This is a genomic window from Serratia surfactantfaciens (assembly GCF_001642805.2).
In the GTDB taxonomy this organism is placed as follows: Bacteria; Pseudomonadota; Gammaproteobacteria; order Enterobacterales; family Enterobacteriaceae; genus Serratia; species Serratia surfactantfaciens.
This window is the reverse complement of sequence record NZ_CP016948.1, coordinates 3,518,393-3,539,567: the sequence shown is the minus strand read 5'-3', so window position 1 is coordinate 3,539,567 and position 21,175 is coordinate 3,518,393. Positions and strand designations below refer to the sequence as shown.

The following is a 21,175-nucleotide window of genomic DNA, read 5'->3' as shown; positions in this document are numbered from 1 at the left end:
GTTTGTCATTATGCCGACTGCCGAGTCAAAAGAGAATGAGTGCAATGTGCTGTCTCCGGGCGTCGGGCGGCTACCGCAAGATGCGCCGTTCTCGATATCTTTTCCATGCCATACCGGCATTAATAGGCTCTTTTCCTCGCAGATCATGACGGTTTGATATCAAGGGAGGAAAAGGCCATTTACCCCTTTGCGGCCCGCCCAATGGGGTGAGCGAGCCGATGCTGCGGTTAACTGAGGATATCTTCGGCGATCGCCTCGAACAGCGTGTCGATCTCGCCCTGGGTGTTGTAGTGCATCATGCCGATGCGCAGCACGCCGCCCTCTTGCAGCCCCAACTGCTGAACCAGGCCCAGCGCATAGAAATGCCCGCTGCCGGCGCAGATATTGTGCTGCCCCAGGCGGCGGGCGATCGCATCAGGCGTATGGCCATCGAAGGTCAGGGCGAAGGTCGGCGTGCGACGTGTGCTGTCCGCCTGCGGATTACCGTAGAGCCGGATGCCGTCGAGCGTCTCCAGCCGTTGCAAAAAGTGGCGGCACAGCGCCTCTTCGTGCCGGTGGTAAGCGGCGAAGCTCTCCTGTAGACGCTGTCTTAACGGCGCGCCGGGCGTGCCCCATTGCGCCAGATAATCGATCGCCGCCGTGACGCCGGCCAGCGCCTCGAAGCTCTGCGTGCCGGTCTCGAAACGGCCGGGGCCGACGTCGGTGGCCGGTTCGACTTTGTACGGCTGCAGACGCTGCAGCCACTGCGGCGCGATATAGGCCATGCCGACGTGCGGGCCGAAGAACTTGTAGGCGGAACAGACCAGGAAATCACAACCCAACGCCTGTACGTCGATCAGGTTGTGCGGCGCATAGTGTACGGCGTCGACATATACCTGCGCGCCTACCCGATGTGCGGCTTCGACGATGGTTTTGATATCGACGATGTTGCCGGTGACGTTGGAGGCGTAGCTGACCGCCACCAGGCGGGTGTTGGCGTTGATGCGTTCACACACTTTCGCGGCGTCGAGGGAACAGTCGGCGTGCTCCAAGGCTATCTGATGCACCACAGCGCCTTTATCGGCGGCGGCTTGCCGCCAGCTGGAGACATTGGCGTAGTGATCCAGCGCGGTGACGATGACCTCATCGCCGGCCTGCCAGCCACGGCTGATAGTGCGGCTGAGGTGAAAAGTCAGCGTGGTCATGTTCATGCCGAAGACGATGTTGTCGGGTGACGGCGCATTTAACAAGGCGCGCACCGATTCCCGCGCCTGGCCCATCACCTCGCCGGTGACGCGGCTGGAGAAGTAGTGGCCGCCCAGGTTGGCGTTGTATTTCCCCAGGTAGTCCGTCATTTTTTCCAGCACGCCCCGTGAGACCTGCGCACCGCCGGGGCCGTCGAAAAAAATCACCGGCTTGCCGTCGATCTGCTGAGACAGGGCGCTGAACTGGCTTCGGGCGAGCTCGGGCGTAAAGATCATGCTTTCTCTCCCCGGGCGGTGAGGACGAAGAGATCCAGGTAGCCTTCTTCTTGCGGGCTCACGGCGTTGATCGGCGTGGCGTTATGCCACAGTTTGCTGTCCGCCAGCAGCACGGCCTCGCCGTCCGCCAGCGCTTTTTTAAAGAAGGGATCGTGATGGCTGTCGTCGTACAGCATGATTTCGCCGCCGACGATGTTGTGCCGGTGAATGGCGATCATGGCGATATGGTCGAAACCGTCCTGGTGAATGCCTTCCGGTGCCACCAGCGTATCTTTCTGGATGGCGACCACGCGCATTTGGTGGATCTCTATCTCGGTGCCTTCCGGCAGCTCGTTATTTTCGGCGAACAGGTTGCACATCTCCGCCATGCCGGCGCTCTGCAGCACGGCGCTGTCGATAGGTTCGAAGCGGCGCACCACGTTGCCCTGGAAGTGGTTGATCTGATCGGACTGCATGAAGGTGCGTGGCCCCACTTCAGCGACGTTGGGGTTGAGATATTTGACGACCGAATAACGGCGCAGGCGATATTTGCCATCGGCGTGTTGCGTGTGGGGCAAGAAGGAAAACGAAGGCATCAGTTGTTGGGTGGCTTGTGGGCTTAGTACAGTCATACTTATTACGTTTTCGTGTTTCTGTAACATAATCACCTCTAATAATAATAATTTCTGATGTTGTAGGGGGTAATTCGATTGAATTGTAGACGACTCTATAACCAACGCAATTTGAGGTTGGCGAGGTGTGATGGCGGTCGTAAAGCTGGGTGAACAGCAGAGAGGGGGCGGTTGCATCAACGCGTTTTTCGGTAGTAATGAGAGGTAAACTTCATTTTTACAAGAACATCCCAATCAAGTTTGGTTTACACCAGGCTAAGGAGTGGGGGCATGATAAAACACTGCCCGTCAGATGAGAGGGGAGGGATAAAAGGACAAATTATCGGATGGTGTGCACAAGACTATCATATCTATTGGCGATTTTCCGTTAGGGCAGAAGTCTGCTTTATTATATTGAATATTTTAACTTTAGTGAAAAGGAACGGTGGTCAAGATATTTTATCCAAGATTTTTATGCATAGGTAAACCATTGTGAAGAACAAAATATCAGGCGGGTGTTGATTTTTTAGATTTTAATTTCAAAGTTAAAGTCTATAACTAGAAAAGTGGAGGAAAAAAAGCGCTGAGCTATTTTTATAAATAAGTGTCTGCGTTGTGAGCTGGAATATGAATAATCTATTAGCTTCATTATCATTAGTATGGATACTTTCTGGCTGTACCAGTCCTTATCCGATTCCGGTGGAAAAACCTCGGCCCGCACCGTGGCCGGTCGCGGAAGAAAAAAAACCTAAGATTGATAACATTAAAAGAATCGCTTTGGTTTATCGGGATTTATGGCGAGAAAAATACATAAGTCTTTATCAGCAAACCTATGGATATAATGAAGTGGGTTTCTTTAGCACTCTCGTTGCTGTTATTTCTGCCGCAAGTGGTTCAGTGACCACTGCGATGTACAGTGGCGGTATTGCTGCTGGTGCTAATGTTTTTCCCGGTCATTATAATTATGCAACGCAAATCTATAATTACAAGACGGCTGCGGCATCGGCTAATTGCATGTATGAAGTTATCAACCTTTTAGACCAGGGTGTTGTGTTAATTATTGATACTAACAAGACATACTATGCTGATGTTGGAAATTATCTTTACCAGAATTTGGAGGACTTGGCATATGAGTTGGAGATCAGACAGGCGGGGGTTGAGTTAATCACACCTAATCTTGATGCATTGGCGGAAGCCATTAAAAAAGAACAAAAAAATAAAGAAAGCTTGCTGAGTGTCACAGCGAGTCAGGGGCGTGAACTTTACAGTAAAGAAGACAAGGAGTTGGCAGTTGCATATGTGAAGTCGAAAATAAAACTCTGCCGAATTAATATGTCAGACAAGCCGTAATAATGTATCTAGTATATTTTATACTTGTCGGGAATATATCAAATGGTGCCATGATTTCACCGAGGGTAACATTATGTCAAATATCATCACCCACCCATGGAAAAATGGCCGGACTTCTCCAGATGAGCCGGTCATGCCAGATCCTGTGGTTATGATTAAAGATGATGGCCATGTTTTAATTATTGCCGATGCGGATACGGATGCCGATGGCAGTCCTGATGCGGAGGACATCGATCCGACAGGACAAAAGGAAACCAGCTTAAGAAGAGGGAATGGTTGGCGAGGTGAGGGAGATTATGTTAATGCACGTATTATTCCCTATTTTGTTATTCCAGGTAACTGGAAGAAGATCACCGGGGTTGCTGTGAATATGGGAGATATGGCTAAAATAAGCTATAGAAATAATCATATCTATGCAATCTGTGCAGACGTCGGTGGAAAAGATTCTATCGGAGAGGCCTCCATTGCCGCAGTAGAAGCGCTTGGCGTTAGCCCATGGAGTAAAAATAAGAAAAAAATAATTAGGGGGATCGGATATGGCGTGACCTATGAGGTCATTGCAGGTTCTGCAAGCTTGGGGGCAACGGTGAGTTTTGAAACAATCCAAGCATATGGTAGAGAGTTATTCAAAGAAAATTTGCCTTTTAGTTTGCCGATGAAAATCGAAGATATATCTGGTGTTATGTTGGGTAGTAATGGAAAGGGAACGCCGACGGTGGTTATCTCGTCGAAATCGGGAGAAAGTCATGTTGTTAAAGAATATAGTGATACTCAGGAACTCGCTCTGATATTGCAACTGATGCCCAAAACAAAGGTCACGATAGATGCACCGTTTGCCGTGCAACTGGCTGATGCAATGATGTGGAATGAGCCATTTCTTAGCAATGCTGAACGGTTTGTCGGGATGTTTAAAGAAGATTACCGTTCAATCAGGGAAACAGTAGAAGACTGGTTTGTGCCGGAATACAGCCCTACCGCGACAAGTAATGCCTGCGTTGCACACCAGGTCAGTTGCCTTAAGCTCTGTGGCCTGCCTTATCCGCAGCTTGGCAGCATGCAGTCTATTAATGTTGATTATTTCGTTGAATGGGCTCTGGAGCAGGGATGGCAGAAGATAACCAATCGCGCGAGTCTGGTACCGGGAGATATTTGTGTCTCTGGACCGATTGGCGCTCCTAAGGAGATTGACCACGTTTATTGCTTTGTCTCGTTTTCCGCCGAGTACGTCGGCTATGCGGCTATTTTTGATAATCAATACTTTGGTATTCACCTACGTTCTCTCGATGGTATAGGTTCAACGATTGGGGAATGGCGTTACGCAATAAGAATGCCTTAGGGAGTTTTTATTGCCGTGATATTCAAAGCCGCCGCTCAAAGGAGTGGCGGCTACCGATTTAGCTTTTTTTAAACAGGTTCGCCGCCTGGAACAGCGCAAAGGAGCTGACCAGCATCTCGATGCCGACGATCGCCGTCACCAGCGTGACCGACGCCGCCGGGCCTGAACCGATCAGCATCCAGGCGATGATCAAATCGAGTACGCCAATGACGTACTGCAGCCAGTTGCCCGGCAATCCGCGGCGCATATAGCCAGCCGCCAGGCGCGCGATGCCGCCGAGCGCGAACAGCACGGCAAGGTACACCGCCAGCGCCAAAATGCCCGCCAGCGGGCTGGTGATGAACACATAGCCGATAATCAGGTAGGCCACGCCCAGCAAAATGCCGCCGATCATCGGCCAGGTATTCTGCGCCCGATTGGCGATCATGGCGATAATCAGCCCGGCGCCGCTCAACAGCAGCAGGATGCCCACCACGATGCTCAATGCCGCGCCGGAGGCGAAAGGATTAACCAGGCACAGTATGCCGCCGGCCAGCAGCAGGAAGGCGATGATCAGCAGGGTGGTGCGTTGCTTTTTGAGCAGATCTTCGCTCAGGAGGGGCAGATTATTGCGGTCGAGGTTCAACATGACAGTACTCCATTTCGTCGTTGGGTAATAAATCAGTCATCCTTACCTGTTTAGCATAGACCGTCTGGGGGTTTTTGACTGACCCGGCGCAAATGTTACACTGTGCGGCTGACGCGCATCAGAACCGAAACGACGACCGAGGACAGGATTTGAGCACAGGAAGCAAACTGGCAGGGTGGCGCCGCATCGCGGTGTGTCTGACATTGGGGCTGCTGTTGGCCGGGTGTTCGGGTAAAAACACCTACAACCGCGACTACGACAAACTGCCGAAGGGCAGCTACACCGGCAAGTCCTACACCGTCAAACGGGGCGATACGCTGTATTACATCGCCTGGATCACCGACAGCGAAGTCAGCGATCTGGCCAGAATCAACAAGATACGCGCGCCCTATAATCTGGAAGTGGGGCAGAAACTGCGGCTGAGCGGCGGTGCGCCGACCAAAACCGCCGCCACGCGCCGTAAAACCTCTTCTTCCGCCGCGATCGCCAAGCAGACGCCGCCGCCGGGCGCCGCTCGCTGCTGGCGCTGGCCGACCAGCGGCCGAATCGTGCAGGCATACTCCAATTCAGACGGCGGCAACAAGGGCATCGATATTGCCGGCAAACGCGGCCAGCCGATCTACGCTTCCGCCAAAGGCAAAGTGGTGTACGTCGGCAACCAGCTGCGCGGCTACGGCAACCTGATCATGATTAAGCACGGTGAAGACTTTATCACCGCCTATGCGCACAACGACACTACGCTGGTGCGCAACGGCCAGGATGTGAAAGCGGGGCAGAAGATCGGCACTATGGGCAGCACCGGCACCGATTCGGTGTTCCTGCATTTCCAGATTCGCTACCGCGCCACCGCGCTCGATCCGCAGCGTTATCTGCCGCCGCAGGGTTCGTCGCCATCCTGTTAACGCCAATCAGGCTCCTTGCGGAGCCCTAGCCTGTTGACCAGGGAGGAAAAAGCGTGGTTTTTCCTCCCTGGTGGTGATCAGCCGAAAATCAATACATTGATTTTCCTTATTTTTTATAGGTTGTCTTCTGTAAGCCCGGCAACGGCATCAGATTTGCCATTAATTTCAGGCTCCTTGCGGAGCCTGAGATGAGTTATTTCAGCGGCAGATAAAGATCGGTCACCAGTTCATATTCCGCCACCTCGTGCACGAAGTTGTGGTAGTGGAAATAGAGCGGGAAATCGCGCAGTTCCTCGCCGCTGGCCGGCAACCACTCGCGGTACAGATAGTGGGCACTTTCCGAGAGCCCATCCAGCGAGCCGTGATGGCGCAGCACCGCGCAGCGCCCGGCCGGCAGCGTGCCGTTCACCACGCCGAAGGCGTTGTCCTCCGGGATCGGCGTAGTGACTTCGCCGCAAATGAAGAAGTGGAAGTCCTGCGCTTCGGTGATGGCCGGATCGTGCGGCGCGATGCCGTAAGTGCGGCTGCTTCTGACCGGCGACAGGCCGCTGGGTTTGCGCCACTCGATAAAGCGTGCGGCGGTTTCGTTGACCAGCGCGGGCGGGCCGCTATGTTCGATCATCGCCACCTGTGTGGCCGGAAAATCGACAATGTCTACCTTCATGGGTTGTTTCCTTTTGTGTTTCGGTTCGGGAAAGCGCTGTTGCCAATCGATCCAGGCCGGCTGTTTGCGAAACTGGCTCGGCGTTTGGCTGAACGCCTGTTTGAAGGCGCGGCTGAAGGACTCCGGGTTCTGAAAACCGGCGTCCAGCGCGATGTCAATCACCGGCTCCAGCGGGTTATACGCCAGGCGGTACGAGGCGCGTTTAAGCCTCATCCACTGAATATAACGCCACACCGAGATGCCACAATACGCGCTAAACTGGCGTTGAAAATGAAAGCGCGAAAAATGGGCCACTTCGCTCAGTTTTTCGACGGTGAGCGCCTCGTCCAGGTGGCGGTCGATATAGTCAAAGACCTGCGCAAAGCGTTTTGCATACGAGTGGGTCATGTGATTGTCTCCTCCATGCCTGAACTTTGCCCGAACCGCCGCCGCGTCTCCTGACGGATGATGCTGAGTTGCCATCGCAGGAAAATGGGATGGCCGCGGCGTTCGCTGCCGGCCAGGCCAAAATCATAACCCCGCGCGGCCGTGCGCCGCGAGCCCGACCGAGAAGATGAATATTACATGATGGATCGTTCCCGTTTGCTGAAATTCCTGCTGCCCTATCTGTGGCCGAAAGACAACCCGCGGCTGCGTTGGTATCTGGTGGTGGCCTTCGTGTTCATGGTGGCGGCCAAGGTCAGCACCACGCTGGTGCCGCTGGCCTACAAAGCGATGGTCGATGCGCTGAGCGGCGAGACGGCGAAAATGCTGGCGGTGCCGCTGGGGCTGATCGTCGCCTACGGCGTAGCGCGAGTGGGCGGCGCGCTGTTTGAAGAGCTGCGCAACGTGATGTTTATCCACGTCAGCCAGAACGCCACGCGCCTGTTGGGCGTGCGGGTGTTTCGTCAGCTGCACGCGCTGAGCCTGCGCTTCCATCTGGAACGCCAGACCGGCGGGCTGTCGCTGTCCATTGAGCGCGGCACCCAGGCGGTGTCTACCGTGCTGTCGCGGCTGCTGTTTTCTATCGTGCCGATCCTGTTCGAATTGACGTTGGTCACGGCGATTATGTGGCACATGTTGAACGGCTGGTTCGCGTTGGCGATCCTGACGACGGTCGGCTGCTACATCCTGTTCACCGTGCTGGCGGTGAGCTGGCGCACCCGCTTTCGCCGCGAGCTCAACAAGGCCAATGCCGACGCCAACAGCAAATCCATCGACAGCCTGCTGAACTATGAAACCGTGAAGTATTTCGGCAATGAAGAGTTCGAGGCCGAGCGTTTCGATCTGTCGCGCAGGCTGTATGAATACGCCGCCATCAAGAACCAATTCAGTTTTACCGCGATTAACCTGGGGCAAACCGCCATTATCTCGATCGGGCTGATCGTGATGATGACGATGGCGGCGCAGGGGATTACGCGGGGGACGATGACGGTCGGCGATTTCGTGCTGGTTAACGCCTACCTGTTGCAGCTGTATCAGCCACTGAACTTCTTTGGTTTCATCTACTCGGAGGTGCGTCAGGCGCTGATCGACATGGAGAACATGTTCGATCTGCTGCAGGAGAAGCGCGAAATCGTCGACAGCCCGGATGCGCAGCCGCTGCGTCTCGATCGCGGCGAAGTGCGGTTCGATGCGGTCAGCTTCGGCTACGACGTGCGTCGGCCGATCCTCAAACAGGTGAGTTTTGCCATACCGGCGGGCCACACGGTGGCGGTGGTCGGCGCCTCCGGCGCGGGCAAGTCCACGTTGTCGCGCCTGCTGTTTCGCTTTTACGACGTGCAGGGCGGCGCCATTACCCTCGATGGCCAGGACATTCGCCAGCTGACCCAGGCCAGCCTGCGGCAGGCGATCGGCATCGTGCCGCAGGATACGGTGCTGTTCAACGATACGCTGCGCTACAACATCGGCTATGGCAAAACCGGCTCCAGCGATGAAGAAATAGAGCGGGCGGCGCGGTTGGCGCATATCCATGATTTTATTGTCGGTCTGCCTGACGGTTACGATACCCGGGTGGGCGAGCGTGGGCTGAAGCTGTCGGGCGGTGAAAAGCAGCGGGTAGCGATCGCGCGCACCATCCTGAAAAATCCGGCCATTCTGGTGTTCGACGAGGCGACCAGCGCACTGGATACCCAAACCGAGCGCGAAATCCAGGGGCACCTGCGCGAGGTGAGCCGCAACCACACTACGCTGGTGATCGCCCATCGGCTCTCCACCGTGGTGGACGCCGATGAGATCATCGTGCTGGAGGCGGGAGAAATCGTCGAGCGCGGGGGGCATGAGGCGCTGCTGGCGGCAAACGGCCGCTATGCTGCGATGTGGCAAACCCAGTACAGCGAAGATCACGAACTGAGCTGACGCCGCCGTTTACTCCGCCGACGGAGCGGCCTGCAGCCGTTGTATCACGTAGTCGCAGGCGATGCGGTAATCCTGCTGCAGATCGGTTTCATCCCCGGCCAGGCTGCCGCGCAGCCAGAGGCCATCGATCATCGCCGCCAGCCCGCGCGCTGCGTCGCGCGCCTGCTGCAGCGGCAGCTCGCGGCGGAACTGGCTGCAAATATTGGAATAGAGCCGCCGATCGTTGGCGCGCTGCAGGCGGCGCAGCACCGGCTGATGCATGCTGGCGGCCCAGAAATCGAGCCAGGCGCGCATGGAAATGGCGTTGGTTTGGCTGGGGTGGAAGTTGCCCTGAATGATGGCGCACAGCTGCGACTGGCTGTCGCTCGCCGCCTGAGCGCGGCACTCGGCCACCGCGTCGCGCAAATCGCGCAGGATCTTGCGCATGGTGGCGCTCAGCAATCCCTCCTTATCGCCAAAATAGTGGCTGACGATGCCGGTCGACAGTCCGGCTTCTTTCGCCACCTGCGACAGGGTGACGCCGGCCAGTCCCACCACGCTGATAGCCTCGAAGGCGGCGTTAATCAGCTGTTCCTTGCGCTGCTCAGGAATGTCTCTGCGGTACATATTTTCCTCAACTGATAGGCCAATCACACTTTGGATTTGATTGATTGAACGGTCAATCAATACTCTATATGCTGCAAAAATGTCAAATAAATGACGATTAAATGTTAAATAAAAGTTGCATTTAAATCGTCAGTCTTTCGCCTCATGGAAGCCTGCCAATGACAATAAAAACTCCTCCATCGCTTGACGAAGAACCTGTCAGATTGAATGCCCCGGTATTTTTCGGCTCTGCAGCGGTGATATTGCTGCTGGGGGCGTTGATTGTGCTGTTTCCCGCCGCCAGCAAACAGTGGCTGAATGTTGCGCAGAACTGGGTGGCCGACGTGTTCGGCTGGTATTACATGTTGTTGATGGTCGCCTGCATGGCGTTCGTGTTCTGGCTGGCGCTGTCGCGCTTTGGCCACATTCGCCTCAGCCAGGATGACGAGCCGCCGCAGTTCAGCTACCCCTCCTGGGTGGCGATGCTGTTTTCGTCGGGCATCGGCATTGCGCTGGTGTATTACGGCGCCTACGAGCCGCTGGATCACTTCCTGTCGCCACCGGAAGGCAGCGGCGGCAGCGTGCAGGCGGCGCGACAGGCGATGGCACTCACCTTCCTGCACTGGGGGCTGCACGGTTGGGCGCTGTATGCGCTGATCGCCACTGCGCTGGCCTATTTCGCCTATTGCCGCGGTTTGCCGCTGGCGCTGCGTTCCGCACTGTATCCGATCTTCGGCGAGCGCATCCACGGCGGCGTCGGCCATCTGGTGGACAGTTTCGGCATTCTGGTGACGGTCATCTCGATGGTAACCAACCTGGGGATCGGCGCGCTGCTGGTGAACTCGGGGCTGTTTTACCTGTTCGATATCCCGCAAAGCACCGGCGTGCTGTTGGCACTGATCGTGGTGATGATGGTGGTGGCCACGTTGGCGGCGATCACCGGCGTCGAGAAGGGTATTGCCATGCTGTCGAACATCAACGTCGGCTTCCTGTGCCTGCTGCTGCTGTTCGTGTTTCTGGCCGGGCCGACGCTGAACCTGCTCAACGGCCTGTTGCAGAACGTCGGGGATTATCTGACTTCGCTGGTCAGCCGCAGCTTCGATATGTACCTGTACGGCAAGGCGCGCCAATGGCAGGGCGCCTGGACGCTGTTCTATTGGGCCTGGTGGGTGGCGTGGGCGCCGTTCGTCGGGCTGTTTATCGCGCGCATTTCCAAAGGGCGCACTATCCGCGAACTGATCTTCGGCGTGTTGTTGATCCCGCTGGGGTTCACGCTGGCGTGGCTGTCGATCTTCGGCAATACCGCCATCAGCCTGGTGCTGGAAGGCGGGCAGGCGATCCTGGGACAGGTGGCGCAAAGCGATCCGCCGATGGCGGTGTTCAAGCTGTTCGAATATCTGCCTTATACCCAGCTGACCGCCGGTTTCGTGGTGGTGATAAGCTTCGTGCTGTTTCTGACGCCGGTCGATTCCGGCACGCTGATGATAGCCAACCTCTCCTGCCAGGGCGGTTCCGCTCACGATGACGCGCCGGCCTGGCTGCGGGTGTTCTGGGCGGCGGTCACCACGCTGGTGTGCGCCGGGCTGTTGTACGCCGGCAGCTTCAGCGCGATGCAGACCGCAGTGGTGCTGTGCGGCCTGCCGTTCTCGGCGGTGATCGTGCTGTATATGCTTAGCCTGCGCAAGGACCTGTGCGGTTACGCCATGAAGCCGGCGCTTCCCTGAGGCAGATTATTCGTCCGCGCGCGGCCGGTGATGCACGTACTCGACAATCGTGCCGTCCGGCAGGCGCGCATTGAAACAGGCGCCGGTGGGCACCTCCACCGGGCCGAAGAAGATCTCGGCCCCGGCGGCCAGCAGCCGCCGGTGGTAAGGATAAATGTCATCGACCAGCAGCGTGCCGACGGTGCTGCGGAAAGGGCGCAGCTGCTCTTCCGACCCTTCCAGAATCAGAAACGGCCCCACCGCCGCCAGCACCAGCCGATGCTCGGGAAAGTCGAAGCGCATATCCGCTTCCACGCCGTGCAGCTGCTCGTAGAACGCGATGGCACGGTCAATCTCGCCTTCGTCGACGTAGACCCGAATCAGCACGCGCGGCTCGCGCCGCGATGAAGAGTCGGCGGTTTTGCGCCAGAAACCGGCTTCGGTCAGTTTTGCCGTCATGTTCATCTCCTTGCGGGTTGTCTGCCGCTTATCATGCCGCCATTTTCCATCCGAGTTTGGATCGAGTTGGCATAAGCTAGCCGCGCCGGTAATAACCCGTTCACTGGGCATGAAAAAGGGAGCTCTGTTTGTGATTCTTGTCACGGCCTGCGCTTTTATTATTATTCAGCATTGATAATGTCATCGCGTGATTATTGATTAACACAATGGAGTTAATCGTTCGCATTATGGTCGCTATAAAGCAAACAGATTCAAATAATAAAGAGGGTGGGGTTATAAGGCCGATGAAAGGGAAGATACCGTCTATTTATAAGAAAGGATTAAGTTTTGTTTATTAACGTATTTATAAATCACGTGGCTTTGGTTTCTTTTATAAAAAGAAAAAGTGCCGAATAAATTTGGTTTATTTATTAAAAACAAAAAGTTGATTTATTTTCATGTCGTTCACGCGCGGTGAAAAATGCCTGATTTGTTCTCCCGACGCCGTTTTCAACGGCCGTTTGACATGTCCGCAGCTTGCGATAATTTTATGTCATTAACATGTTAATGAGTTGTTGTTGTGACGGATGGCCAAATTCTCCCTTGGCCGAACGCTTAACGCACTTATGCCATGGCGGGTCGCCATTCATAAGTTAACTTATGGACCAATGACGCTATGAATACATCGCCAGGGCCACGCGGAACATTAAGTGAAGAGAACCGGTTGCTGATTATTTTATTTTTTGTCTTCGGCTGCGTGTTCGTCGATCGCCTCACCATCTCGTTTCTGTTTCCGATGATTGCCGCCGACCTTAAGCTGAGCAACGTGCATCTCGGCACGCTGTCGGCGGTGTTGGCGTTAACCTGGGCGCTGTCCGGCGCGGGATTGGGGGCTATCGCCGATCGCTTTAATATCCGCAAACCGATGCTGATCCTATCGATCCTGGTGTTTTCGCTGTTCTCCGCACTGTCGGGGCTGGTCAGCGGCTTTGCCATGTTATTGATCTTCCGAGCGCTGATGGGGATCGCCGAAGGGCCGGTGCTGCCGATCGCCCAGTCGCTGATGGTGGAAAAATCGCAGCCGCAGCGCCGCGGTTTCAACATGGGTTTGATCCAGGGCGCGGCGCCGGGGCTGCTGGGCGGCATTATCGCGCCGCCGCTGATCATCTATCTGGCGCAGAAGTGGGGCTGGAGCATGGCGTTTCACCTGACCGCCGTGCCGGGCATCATTCTGGCGTGGCTGATCTATCGCTATGTGAACGGTAAAAAGGATCCCGCCTTTATCGCCGCGCCGGCGGCCGGCAAGGCGGCGGGCAAAGCCGCTTACGGCGAGCTGTTCAAAATCAAGAACGTTGCGCTGTGCATTCTGATCTCCTGCGTGTTCGTCACCTGGTTCATGATCATCATTACCTTCACCCCTAACTTTTTGGTGACCGACCGCGGCTTCGGCGAAGGCACGATGGGCGGCATCATGAGCGCCATCGGCGCCGCCTGGGTCTTCTGGGGCGTGGCGGTACCGGCGATCTCCGATCGCCTTGGCCGCAAACCGACGCTGATCTTCTTTTCGCTGTTGGCGGTGTGCTGCCCGCTGTTCCTGAGCTACGTCGACAACCCGTGGCTGCTGGGCGTGCTGGTGTTCCTGTCTTATACCGGCCTTGGGTGCTTCACGCTGTTTATGGCCACCATCCCCTCTGAAACGGTGTCGCCGGCCCGTATCGCCACCGCGTTGGGGCTGGTGATGGGGATCGGCGAGGTGATTGGCGGCTGTCTGGCGCCGTTCATCGCCGGGCTGATCGCCGATCGCTACGGGTTGGTCAGCGTGATGTGGCTGGCGGCTGCCGGCGCCGTCTGCGCCGGCGTACTGAGTTGTTTTCTCGATGAAACGGCTCCTGCCGTGGTGAACCGCAGAGCGGTGAAACCGGCGGGCGTCGTCGACGTTTAAAGCGGCTTTCATCCCATTAATCAAGGAGAGCGAAGATGTCAGCAGAACCATCCGTACTGAATCAAAATGCCGAACCGGACTGGAAGAATTACGACGATTTCGCGCGCGGCATCGACACCAACCGGCTGCCGGGCACTCAGGACTGGCGCGGCAAAACGTTGCAGATCGCCTTTGAAGACGGCGGGGAAATCACGCTGCGCTTCAGCGCCGATCGGCAGCGGGTGCTTTGGGCCTGGGGCGGGGAGAGCGGCGAGGACGCTTATGAAGAGGTGCAAACCTCCGCCGCACGTTATTTCTTCAATATTCCGCTGCAGTCGCCGGGCAACGAGTGCCTGACGCTGGTGCTCAACCGTGAAAGTGGCCGGGCGCTGCTGGTGCGCAGCACGCTGTTGCCGGAACAGACGGTGGAAAAGGGGTCCCGTCTCAAACAAAGCTTCCACATCGGCCGGATTGCCGGCATCGCACCGGGCGGCGTTGCGCCGCATCTGACCCGCGAGCTGATCGGGTACCGCACGCTGAACGTCTATAGCCCCAATCACTATTACGAACACTTTTACGTCAACACCGAGCGCTACGCCTGGCAGAACCTGCGCGGCGAGCAATTCGGCCACGGCGACATGGACTACGCCACCTACTACAAATTTGAGGAAGAGATGTTCCTGTTCACCTTCCGGGAAAAGATTATCCCGGTGTGCTCGGTATTCTTCTTCGACTTTATCTCCGGGCGCTGCACCGGCACCTTCCTCGGGCTGGACGCCGCCGGCCGGGTTCTGGTGTCGCCGGCCGGGGCTTTCATCAGCAAGATGAGCTACAACGCTTATCCGGAGGGCGTGCAGCCGCTGTGAGTCAGGCGTTTCTGACCAGCGAACCGGCGTTGATCTCCGCGATGGTTTTCGCGCCGGTGAGCGTCATGGCCACGCGCATCTCTTTGTCGATCAGATCCAGCAAGTTAGCGACGCCGGCTTCGCCGGCCGCCGCCAGCGCATAGACGAAGGCGCGCCCCAGCAGTACGGTGTCGGCGCCCAGCGCGATCATGCGTACCACGTCCAGGCCGCTGCGGATGCCGGAGTCGGCCAACAGGGTAATGTCGCCTTTCACCGCGTCGGCGATCGCCGGCATGGCGCGCGCGGTCGACAGCACGCCGTCCAGCTGGCGGCCGCCGTGGTTGGAAACGATGATGCCGTCGGCGCCGAAGCGCACGGCGTCTTTGGCGTCCTCCGGATCCAGAATGCCTTTGATGATCATCGGGCCGTCCCAGAATTCGCGGATCCACTCCAGATCTTTCCAGGAAATCGACGGATCGAAGTTGGCGCCCAGCCAGCCGATGTAGTCTTCCAGGCTGGTCGGTTTGCCGCGGTAGGCTGAAACGTTGCCCAGATCGTGCGGCTTGCCGAGCAGGCCGACGTCCCAGGCCCACTGCGGATGGGTAAACGCCTGCAGCACGCGGCGCAGGGCGGCGTTAGGGCCGCTCATCCCCGAATGGGCGTCGCGATAACGGGCGCCCGGCACCGGCATGTCGACGGTGAACACCAGCGTTTTCACGCCGGCGGCCTTGGCGCGCTCCAGCGCGTTGCGCATAAAACCGCGATCTTTGAGCACGTAGAGCTGGAACCACATCGGCCGATCGATCGCCGGCGCCACCTCTTCGATCGGGCAGACCGACACGGTGGACAGGGTGAACGGAATGCCTTTTTGGGCTGCGGCGCGCGCGGCCTGCACTTCACCGCGGCGGGCGTACATGCCGGTCAGCCCCACCGGCCCCAACGCCACCGGCATCGCCAGCTGCTCGCCGAACAGCGTGGTTTCCAGGCTGAGTTCGGACATATTGCGCAGCACGCGCTGGCGCAAGGCGATATCGGCCAGGTCTGCGGTATTGCGCTTTAGCGTATGCTCCGCGTAGGCCCCGCCGTCGATATAGTGAAACAGAAACGGCGGCAGTTTAGCCTGGGCGGCGGCCCGGTAGTCGGTTGACGCGGAGATGATCATAGTGTTTACCTTCTTGTCTTGCTTGCGATAACGAGTTGTCGGTCAGAGCGTGAGGATCGCCGCCATACCGGCCGCAATCCCGCCGTACGCCAGCATCGGCAGCACGGTCTTTCTGATGATTTTTCCTTCGGCGTTGCCGATCCCGAGGATCGAGCAGACCGCGATAATATTGTTCAGGCACACCATGTTGCCCATGGCGCCGCCGACGGACTGCAAGGCCAGCGTCAGATTGACGTCGAGGCCGCTGCTCTGGGCAATCGACTGCTGAATGCCGCCGAACGTCAGGTTCGAGACGGTATTGGAACCTGAGAAGAACGATCCCAGCGCGCCGAGGAATGACGAGAACAGCAGCCAGCTGTCGCCGGTCAGCGCCGCCAGCGCTTTGCCGATCAGGATCACCGGCGCGTTGTCGCCGCCCTGCATCATCAGGTTGACCATCACCAGTGCGCCGAACAGGGCGATAAAGGGCCGTGCGATGCGCCCGCCGGTTTCACTGAACATCTGCCGCACCTGGCCGCCATTCAGCCGGAACAGCGGAATGCACAGCAGCACCACCAGCAGGAACGGGATCAGCGCCGGGACATACAGCGTTTTGTAGCCGGCGGCGGCGGAGGTGCCCAGCACCTGTTGCAGTTCGACGATCAGCGCCCGGCTGACGCGCAGCTCCCCGAGCCAGCCGAGATTTTCCTGCCACAGCAGCGCGGTGTTGTTGAGCAGCGCCTTGAGGCCCAGTTGGTGAACGCGCGTCACTATCAGAATAGCAATCAGCAGCAGGGTCGGGGTCATGGCCTTGACCACCTGCAAGAACGGCACCGCTTGCCCGGCGCTCTGCGGTTTGTCGCTGCGGGCGAGGCCGATGCCGCCGCGCGCCAGCAGCACCGACAGCGCCAGGCCGATCGCGCCGCCGACCAGCGCCGGGAACTCATAGTTCACCTGGGCCAACAGCAGATAGGGCACGGTGCAGCTCAGTACGCTGAGCAGGATAAACGGCAGATTGCGGCGGATATCCCGCCAGGAAACGATAAAGCGCAGCGCCAGCAGAGGAATGACGAAACCGGCGACAAAGTGGATCAGCGCGGTTTGTCGGCCGATCTCCAGCAGGTTGGCGTCCGACAGGCCGAGATTGGCGAAGCCGAACCAGGTGGGGGTGCCCACGGCGCCGAAGGAGACCGGCACCGAGTTCATCACCAGCGTCAACAGAGCGACGCGCAGCGGGTTGAAGCCCAGCCCGACCAGAATCGGCGCGGCGATGGCGGCCGGGGTGCCGAAGCCGCTGGCGCCTTCAATCATAAAGGCGAACGCCCAGCCGATAATCATCAGTTGGGCCACGGGATTGGGGCTGATGGTTTCCAGCCAGCGGCGCACCACGTTTTCCGCGCCGCTCACCTGCATCAGTTTGTTGAGCAGGATGGCGCCGGCGATGATGGTGATCGGCGTCAGCGTCGACACCAGCGCGGTGATGATATGGGCATGCAGCAGCCGCAGCGAGGCATCGAACCACAAGAGCTGTACGGCGTACACCACGGCGGCCGTCAGCGGCAGGGCGAGGTAAGAGGGCACGCCATTCCTTTTGGTCATCATCCAGATCAGCAGGATGATGGGCGCAATACTGAAAAGCAGGGGCATAAGATCCTCAGGGTTATTATTTTTATGGGCAGAGAGATGTAGCTGAAAGGTTAATTACCGCAACATTTTTATTCTAATCACAACGTTGGCGACGATGCCATGCGGTAATTTTTTAACATCGGCGAACGGCGCCGCCGGCGGGGAAAACGTCGGTGTGAGGGGTTAAATTAATGTGTTTAAAATCAGACTAATAGAAGTGGTTTTTGTGTGATGAATGCGCGAGTTCACATTAATTAAGCGGTAATGTTCAATAGATTATGTCCAAAAATGCCGTAATCCCCACGGCATTTTCCGGCCATGGAGAAATAATCAGAGCAGAAAACTCAAAAGTAATGGCTGATATTTTGATAGGAACCGATGATATGTTCGATCAGCAGGCGAGTTTTTAACGGCAGATTGCGGGTGTAAGGATAGACGGCGTAAATGCCCAGCACCTTGCCGCAGTGGCCGGCCAAAATCTCCGTCAGTTTTCCGTCCTGCAAGTCTTCGTACACCATGCAGCGCGGCACCATGGCGATGCCGTGGCCGCCGATCACCGCTTTGCGGATCGCCCGCGCATTGTTGGCCGACAGGTTGCCGTTAACCTGCAGCTCGTAGATGTCGTTGCGCCCCGGCCGCTTCATCAGCCAGTTGGCGGTGCCGCTCTCCTGATAGGTGTAGGTCAGGCAGTTGTGGCTAAGCAGATCGTCGGCGCTGCGCGGTTCCGGGTGGCTTTCCAGGTAGCCCGGCGAGCAGACGATCACCCAGCGGGAATCGAAGATCGGCCGGGCAATCAGGCTGGAATCCGGCATGGTGCCGGTCCGGATCGCCAGATCGATGCCTTCTTCCACCAGATCGACGAAGCGGTTTTCCAGCCGCATTTCGACCTTCAGGCTGGGATGCTGGGCGCAAAATTCCGCCACGCTTTCGCTCAGCAGCAGCTCGCCCGAAATGGTCGGCACCGACATGCGGATGGTGCCGGTCAACTCTTCGCTCTTTTCGCTGACGGCGTACAGCGCCTCCTGCACTTTGGCGCCGATCTCTTTGGCCTGCTGGTAGAGCGCCTGGCCGCTTTCGGTCAGCGTCAGGCTGCGGGTGGTGCGGTACAGCAGGCGGGCACCCAGCGATTTTTCCAGCCGCCCGATGCGTTTACTGACCACCGAGCTGGTGATGCCGGCGCTCTCCGCGGCCTTGCTGAACGACCCGCAGTCGACAATCAGGGCAAACAGAATCAGGTCGTTGGCGTATTCGTGAGTGGCGAGCATAATCGGCTGTTCCCTTCAGCGGCAAGTGGCGCCAGTGTAAGTCTCTCGTTTCAATAAGCAATCATCAAAATGCCCCCGACGCCGAAATCAGAGGCTGCGCGAACAATGAGAATTCGTCTTGATCTCATTCTCGCGCCGCTTACAATGCCTGCCAGATCGCGACTTCAGAGGTTTTTTCATGGAACTGCTACGGGTGGTTTATCACCAGTATCGTTGGCCCTTTCTGGCGGTGATGGCATTGACCATGACCAGCGCCGGCTTAGGCATCGGTATCATTGCATTTATCAATCAATACCTGATGGACGCCGGCGGCGATGCATTGGCCGTGCTGCCGATGTTTCTTGCCCTGCTGGCATTGCTGATGGCGGTCACGCTGGGCTCGCAATTGGCGCTGACGACCTTGGGCCATTACTTCGTCTACCGCCTGCGCGGGCAGTTAGTGAAGCGCATCCTGGATACCGATATTGAACGTCTCGAACAGCTAGGCAGCGCCTCATTATTGGCCAGCCTGTCCAGCGATGTGCGCAATATCACCGTCGCCTTCGTGCGCTTGCCCGAACTGGTGCAAGGGGTGATTTTAACCCTGGGATCGGCGGCCTATCTGGGATGGCTGTCACCGAAAATGCTGGCGGTGACGGCGGTGTGGGTCGCCATCACCGTGGTGGGCAGCGGTTGTCTGGTCTCGCGGGTTTATCGCCATATGGCCAGTTTGCGCGAGTCAGAAGAGCGTCTCTATCATCATTATGAATCGGTGATTGACGGTCGTAAGGAACTGACGTTGAACCGCAAGCGAGCGCAGGCGCTGTACGAACAGGTCTATCAGCCTGATGCGCAAGCTTACCGCTACCATATCATTCGCGCCGATACCTTCCATCTGAGTGCGCTCAACTGGTCAAATATCATGATGTTGGGGGCGATCGGGCTGGTGTTCTTTATGGCCAACAGCCTGGGATGGGCGAACTCGACGGTAGCCGCCACGTATTCCCTGACGTTGCTGTTCTTGCGCACGCCATTACTGCAGGCGGTCGGAGCGTTTCCGACGCTGGTCAGCGCCGAAGTCGCCTTCAACAAGCTGAAGACGCTGCGCCTGGCCGAGTACCAACCGGCGTTCCCTGCCGCCACCGGCCGTGCCTGGCAGACGCTGGAACTGCGCGACGTGGTTTTTCACTATGCGGATACGGAACAGCAGCCCGGTTTTGCCGTCGGGCCGCTCAATCTGACGCTGCGGCGTGGCGAGCTGGTCTTTTTGATCGGTGGCAACGGCAGCGGCAAGTCAACGCTGGCGATGCTGCTGACCGGGTTGTACCGGCCGGTGAGCGGGCACATCGTTGTGGATGGCATCGCCCAGACCGCAGCGGATATGCCGGATTATCGTCGGCTGTTTTCGGCGATTTTCACCGATTTTCATCAGTTCGATCGCTTGCAAGGGCCGGAAGGTGGCGAACCCGATGCGGAGTTGGTCGCCGTCTGGCTCGAGCGCTTGAATATGAAAAGCAAACTGCAGTTCGACGGCGACAGGGTGACCAACCCGCAGCTGTCGCAGGGGCAGCGCAAACGTCTGGCCCTGCTGCTGGCGGTGGCGGAACAGCGCGATATCCTGCTGTTGGATGAATGGGCCGCGGATCAGGATCCGCAGTTCCGGCGTATTTTTTATCGCGAGCTGTTGCCAGAGTTGCGCGCGTTAGGCAAAACGGTATTCGCCATCAGCCATGACGACCACTATTTCGAACATGCCGATCGGTTGCTTGAGATGCGCTCCGGCCAGCTGCGCGAACTGACCGGCTGCGAGCGTGAACACGCCAGCCGAGACTCCGTCAGTCGAATTGGCTAATCCTCGCCGGCCCGGGCGAAACCCAAACGGGCCGGCGCTTCTCCTCATGCGATTCAGTACGTCGCTTCATTTTCATCCTCTTCTTCAGCGTCGCCTGTTGCCGATTTGGCTTATGACCAGTCAAATGATTTAGTGACTAATTATTTACCAGTGGTTTAATTTTAGCCATTAAAGGTGTGACACACTGTATGTTCGTTCGCCTATCAATACGCGTTATCGGCTGCCGATAACAGTGGTATCCACGGTGCCGTGCTCATTGATACTGCAATGCAGGTATTTGGGTAGCAGTGATTTTTTAAATATCCATAGGAACAAACTACTTTATCGATCGTTAAAACAGATCAATAATCATCGTTTGAATGGTTTAATCTATTGGTTAGGGGCGCTGTGGTGAGCAAGGATGGATCAAATATCAAACGTAAGGCATGGCTATGCGTGTTTATCGGTTGTGGGCTGTTCTGGCTGCTAACCGCTGCCGTGATTTACTGGCTACTGATTAAGTAAGCTGAGCAGGAAGACGATTGGTGAACAAAAAGCAGGCTAAAAATCGTGA

Annotated in this window: 18 protein-coding genes; 9 read left to right on the top strand and 9 right to left on the bottom strand. The window is 57.1% G+C overall.

Going from position 1 to position 21,175, the window contains the following annotated elements; all coding sequences use genetic code 11:
• Positions 1-227: 227 nt before the first annotated feature.
• Positions 228-1,460 (bottom strand): cysteine desulfurase-like protein, encoded by a 1,233-nt coding sequence (locus ATE40_RS16645; RefSeq protein ID WP_063917963.1) that lies wholly within the window; start codon positions 1,458-1,460, stop codon positions 228-230.
• On the bottom strand, positions 1,457-2,071 hold the full coding sequence (locus tag ATE40_RS16640; protein WP_230329007.1) for a 2OG-Fe dioxygenase family protein: 615 nt from the start codon (positions 2,069-2,071) through the stop codon (positions 1,457-1,459). Before ATE40_RS16640 ends, ATE40_RS16645 begins: the two co-directional genes overlap by 4 nt.
• A 606-nt stretch (positions 2,072-2,677) precedes the next feature.
• On the opposite strand from ATE40_RS16640, the gene ATE40_RS24780 reads away from it, so the two are divergent.
• Entirely contained in the window at positions 2,678-3,400 is a 723-nt protein-coding gene (locus ATE40_RS24780) for a hypothetical protein (protein ID WP_156785439.1), read from the top strand.
• Positions 3,401-3,473: 73 nt separating this feature from the next.
• Positions 3,474-4,736: a glycoside hydrolase family 75 protein gene (locus ATE40_RS16630; protein WP_063917961.1), complete on the top strand. Its 1,263-nt coding sequence runs from the start codon at positions 3,474-3,476 to the stop codon at positions 4,734-4,736.
• Positions 4,737-4,794: 58 nt separating this feature from the next.
• On the opposite strand, the gene ATE40_RS16625 is transcribed toward ATE40_RS16630, so the two are convergent.
• Positions 4,795-5,364 (bottom strand): HdeD family acid-resistance protein, encoded by a 570-nt coding sequence (locus ATE40_RS16625; RefSeq protein ID WP_063917960.1) that lies wholly within the window; start codon positions 5,362-5,364, stop codon positions 4,795-4,797.
• Between the two features lie 149 nt (positions 5,365-5,513).
• Here ATE40_RS16625 and actS point away from each other — a divergent pair, with 149 nt between their 5' ends.
• Positions 5,514-6,266 (top strand): amidase activator ActS, encoded by a 753-nt coding sequence (gene actS / locus ATE40_RS16620; RefSeq protein WP_025160224.1) that lies wholly within the window; start codon positions 5,514-5,516, stop codon positions 6,264-6,266.
• Positions 6,267-6,459: 193 nt separating this feature from the next.
• On the opposite strand, the gene ATE40_RS16615 is transcribed toward actS, so the two are convergent.
• Positions 6,460-7,317, bottom strand: a complete 858-nt coding sequence (locus ATE40_RS16615) for an AraC family transcriptional regulator (protein ID WP_063917959.1) — start codon at positions 7,315-7,317, stop codon at positions 6,460-6,462.
• Between the two features lie 180 nt (positions 7,318-7,497).
• On the opposite strand from ATE40_RS16615, the gene ATE40_RS16610 reads away from it, so the two are divergent.
• Positions 7,498-9,267: an ABCB family ABC transporter ATP-binding protein/permease gene (locus tag ATE40_RS16610; RefSeq protein WP_025160225.1), complete on the top strand. Its 1,770-nt coding sequence runs from the start codon at positions 7,498-7,500 to the stop codon at positions 9,265-9,267.
• Positions 9,268-9,276: 9 nt separating this feature from the next.
• Here ATE40_RS16610 and betI read toward each other — a convergent pair whose 3' ends face one another.
• Positions 9,277-9,873: a transcriptional regulator BetI gene (gene betI / locus ATE40_RS16605; RefSeq protein WP_063917958.1), complete on the bottom strand. Its 597-nt coding sequence runs from the start codon at positions 9,871-9,873 to the stop codon at positions 9,277-9,279.
• Positions 9,874-10,031: 158 nt separating this feature from the next.
• Between betI and ATE40_RS16600 the strand changes: the two genes are divergently transcribed.
• Positions 10,032-11,576 carry a BCCT family transporter gene (locus tag ATE40_RS16600; protein ID WP_063917957.1) on the top strand — a complete coding sequence of 515 codons (1,545 nt, stop codon included), beginning with the start codon at positions 10,032-10,034 and terminating at the stop codon, positions 11,574-11,576.
• A gap of 6 nt (positions 11,577-11,582) precedes the next feature.
• On the opposite strand, the gene ATE40_RS16595 is transcribed toward ATE40_RS16600, so the two are convergent.
• Positions 11,583-12,014, bottom strand: coding sequence for a VOC family protein (locus tag ATE40_RS16595; protein WP_019455685.1), 432 nt, complete (start codon positions 12,012-12,014; stop codon positions 11,583-11,585).
• Positions 12,015-12,669: 655 nt separating this feature from the next.
• Here ATE40_RS16595 and ATE40_RS16590 point away from each other — a divergent pair.
• Complete coding sequence (locus ATE40_RS16590) at positions 12,670-13,935, top strand: MFS transporter (protein ID WP_063917956.1); 1,266 nt, start codon at positions 12,670-12,672, stop codon at positions 13,933-13,935.
• A 35-nt stretch (positions 13,936-13,970) separates the two neighbouring features.
• Entirely contained in the window at positions 13,971-14,780 is an 810-nt protein-coding gene (locus tag ATE40_RS16585) for a MoaF C-terminal domain-containing protein (protein ID WP_063917955.1), read from the top strand.
• A gap of 1 nt (position 14,781) precedes the next feature.
• On the opposite strand, the gene lldD is transcribed toward ATE40_RS16585, so the two are convergent.
• The 3 genes from lldD to ATE40_RS16570 form a co-directional block, all read right to left on the bottom strand.
• Complete coding sequence (gene lldD / locus ATE40_RS16580) at positions 14,782-15,921, bottom strand: FMN-dependent L-lactate dehydrogenase LldD (RefSeq protein ID WP_063917954.1); 1,140 nt, start codon at positions 15,919-15,921, stop codon at positions 14,782-14,784.
• Positions 15,922-15,963: 42 nt separating this feature from the next.
• Complete coding sequence (locus ATE40_RS16575) at positions 15,964-17,547, bottom strand: L-lactate permease (RefSeq protein WP_063917953.1); 1,584 nt, start codon at positions 17,545-17,547, stop codon at positions 15,964-15,966.
• Between the two features lie 323 nt (positions 17,548-17,870).
• A complete protein-coding gene (locus ATE40_RS16570; RefSeq protein WP_019455690.1) occupies positions 17,871-18,791 on the bottom strand; it encodes a LysR family transcriptional regulator in 921 nt (306 codons plus the stop codon).
• A gap of 178 nt (positions 18,792-18,969) precedes the next feature.
• On the opposite strand from ATE40_RS16570, the gene ATE40_RS16565 reads away from it, so the two are divergent.
• Together ATE40_RS16565 and ATE40_RS24305 are read left to right on the top strand one after the other, a co-directional pair.
• Entirely contained in the window at positions 18,970-20,622 is a 1,653-nt protein-coding gene (locus ATE40_RS16565) for a multidrug ABC transporter permease/ATP-binding protein (RefSeq protein WP_063918002.1), read from the top strand.
• A gap of 387 nt (positions 20,623-21,009) precedes the next feature.
• Entirely contained in the window at positions 21,010-21,126 is a 117-nt protein-coding gene (locus ATE40_RS24305; RefSeq protein ID WP_071532867.1) for a YmiA family putative membrane protein, read from the top strand.
• Positions 21,127-21,175: the final 49 nt, after the last annotated feature.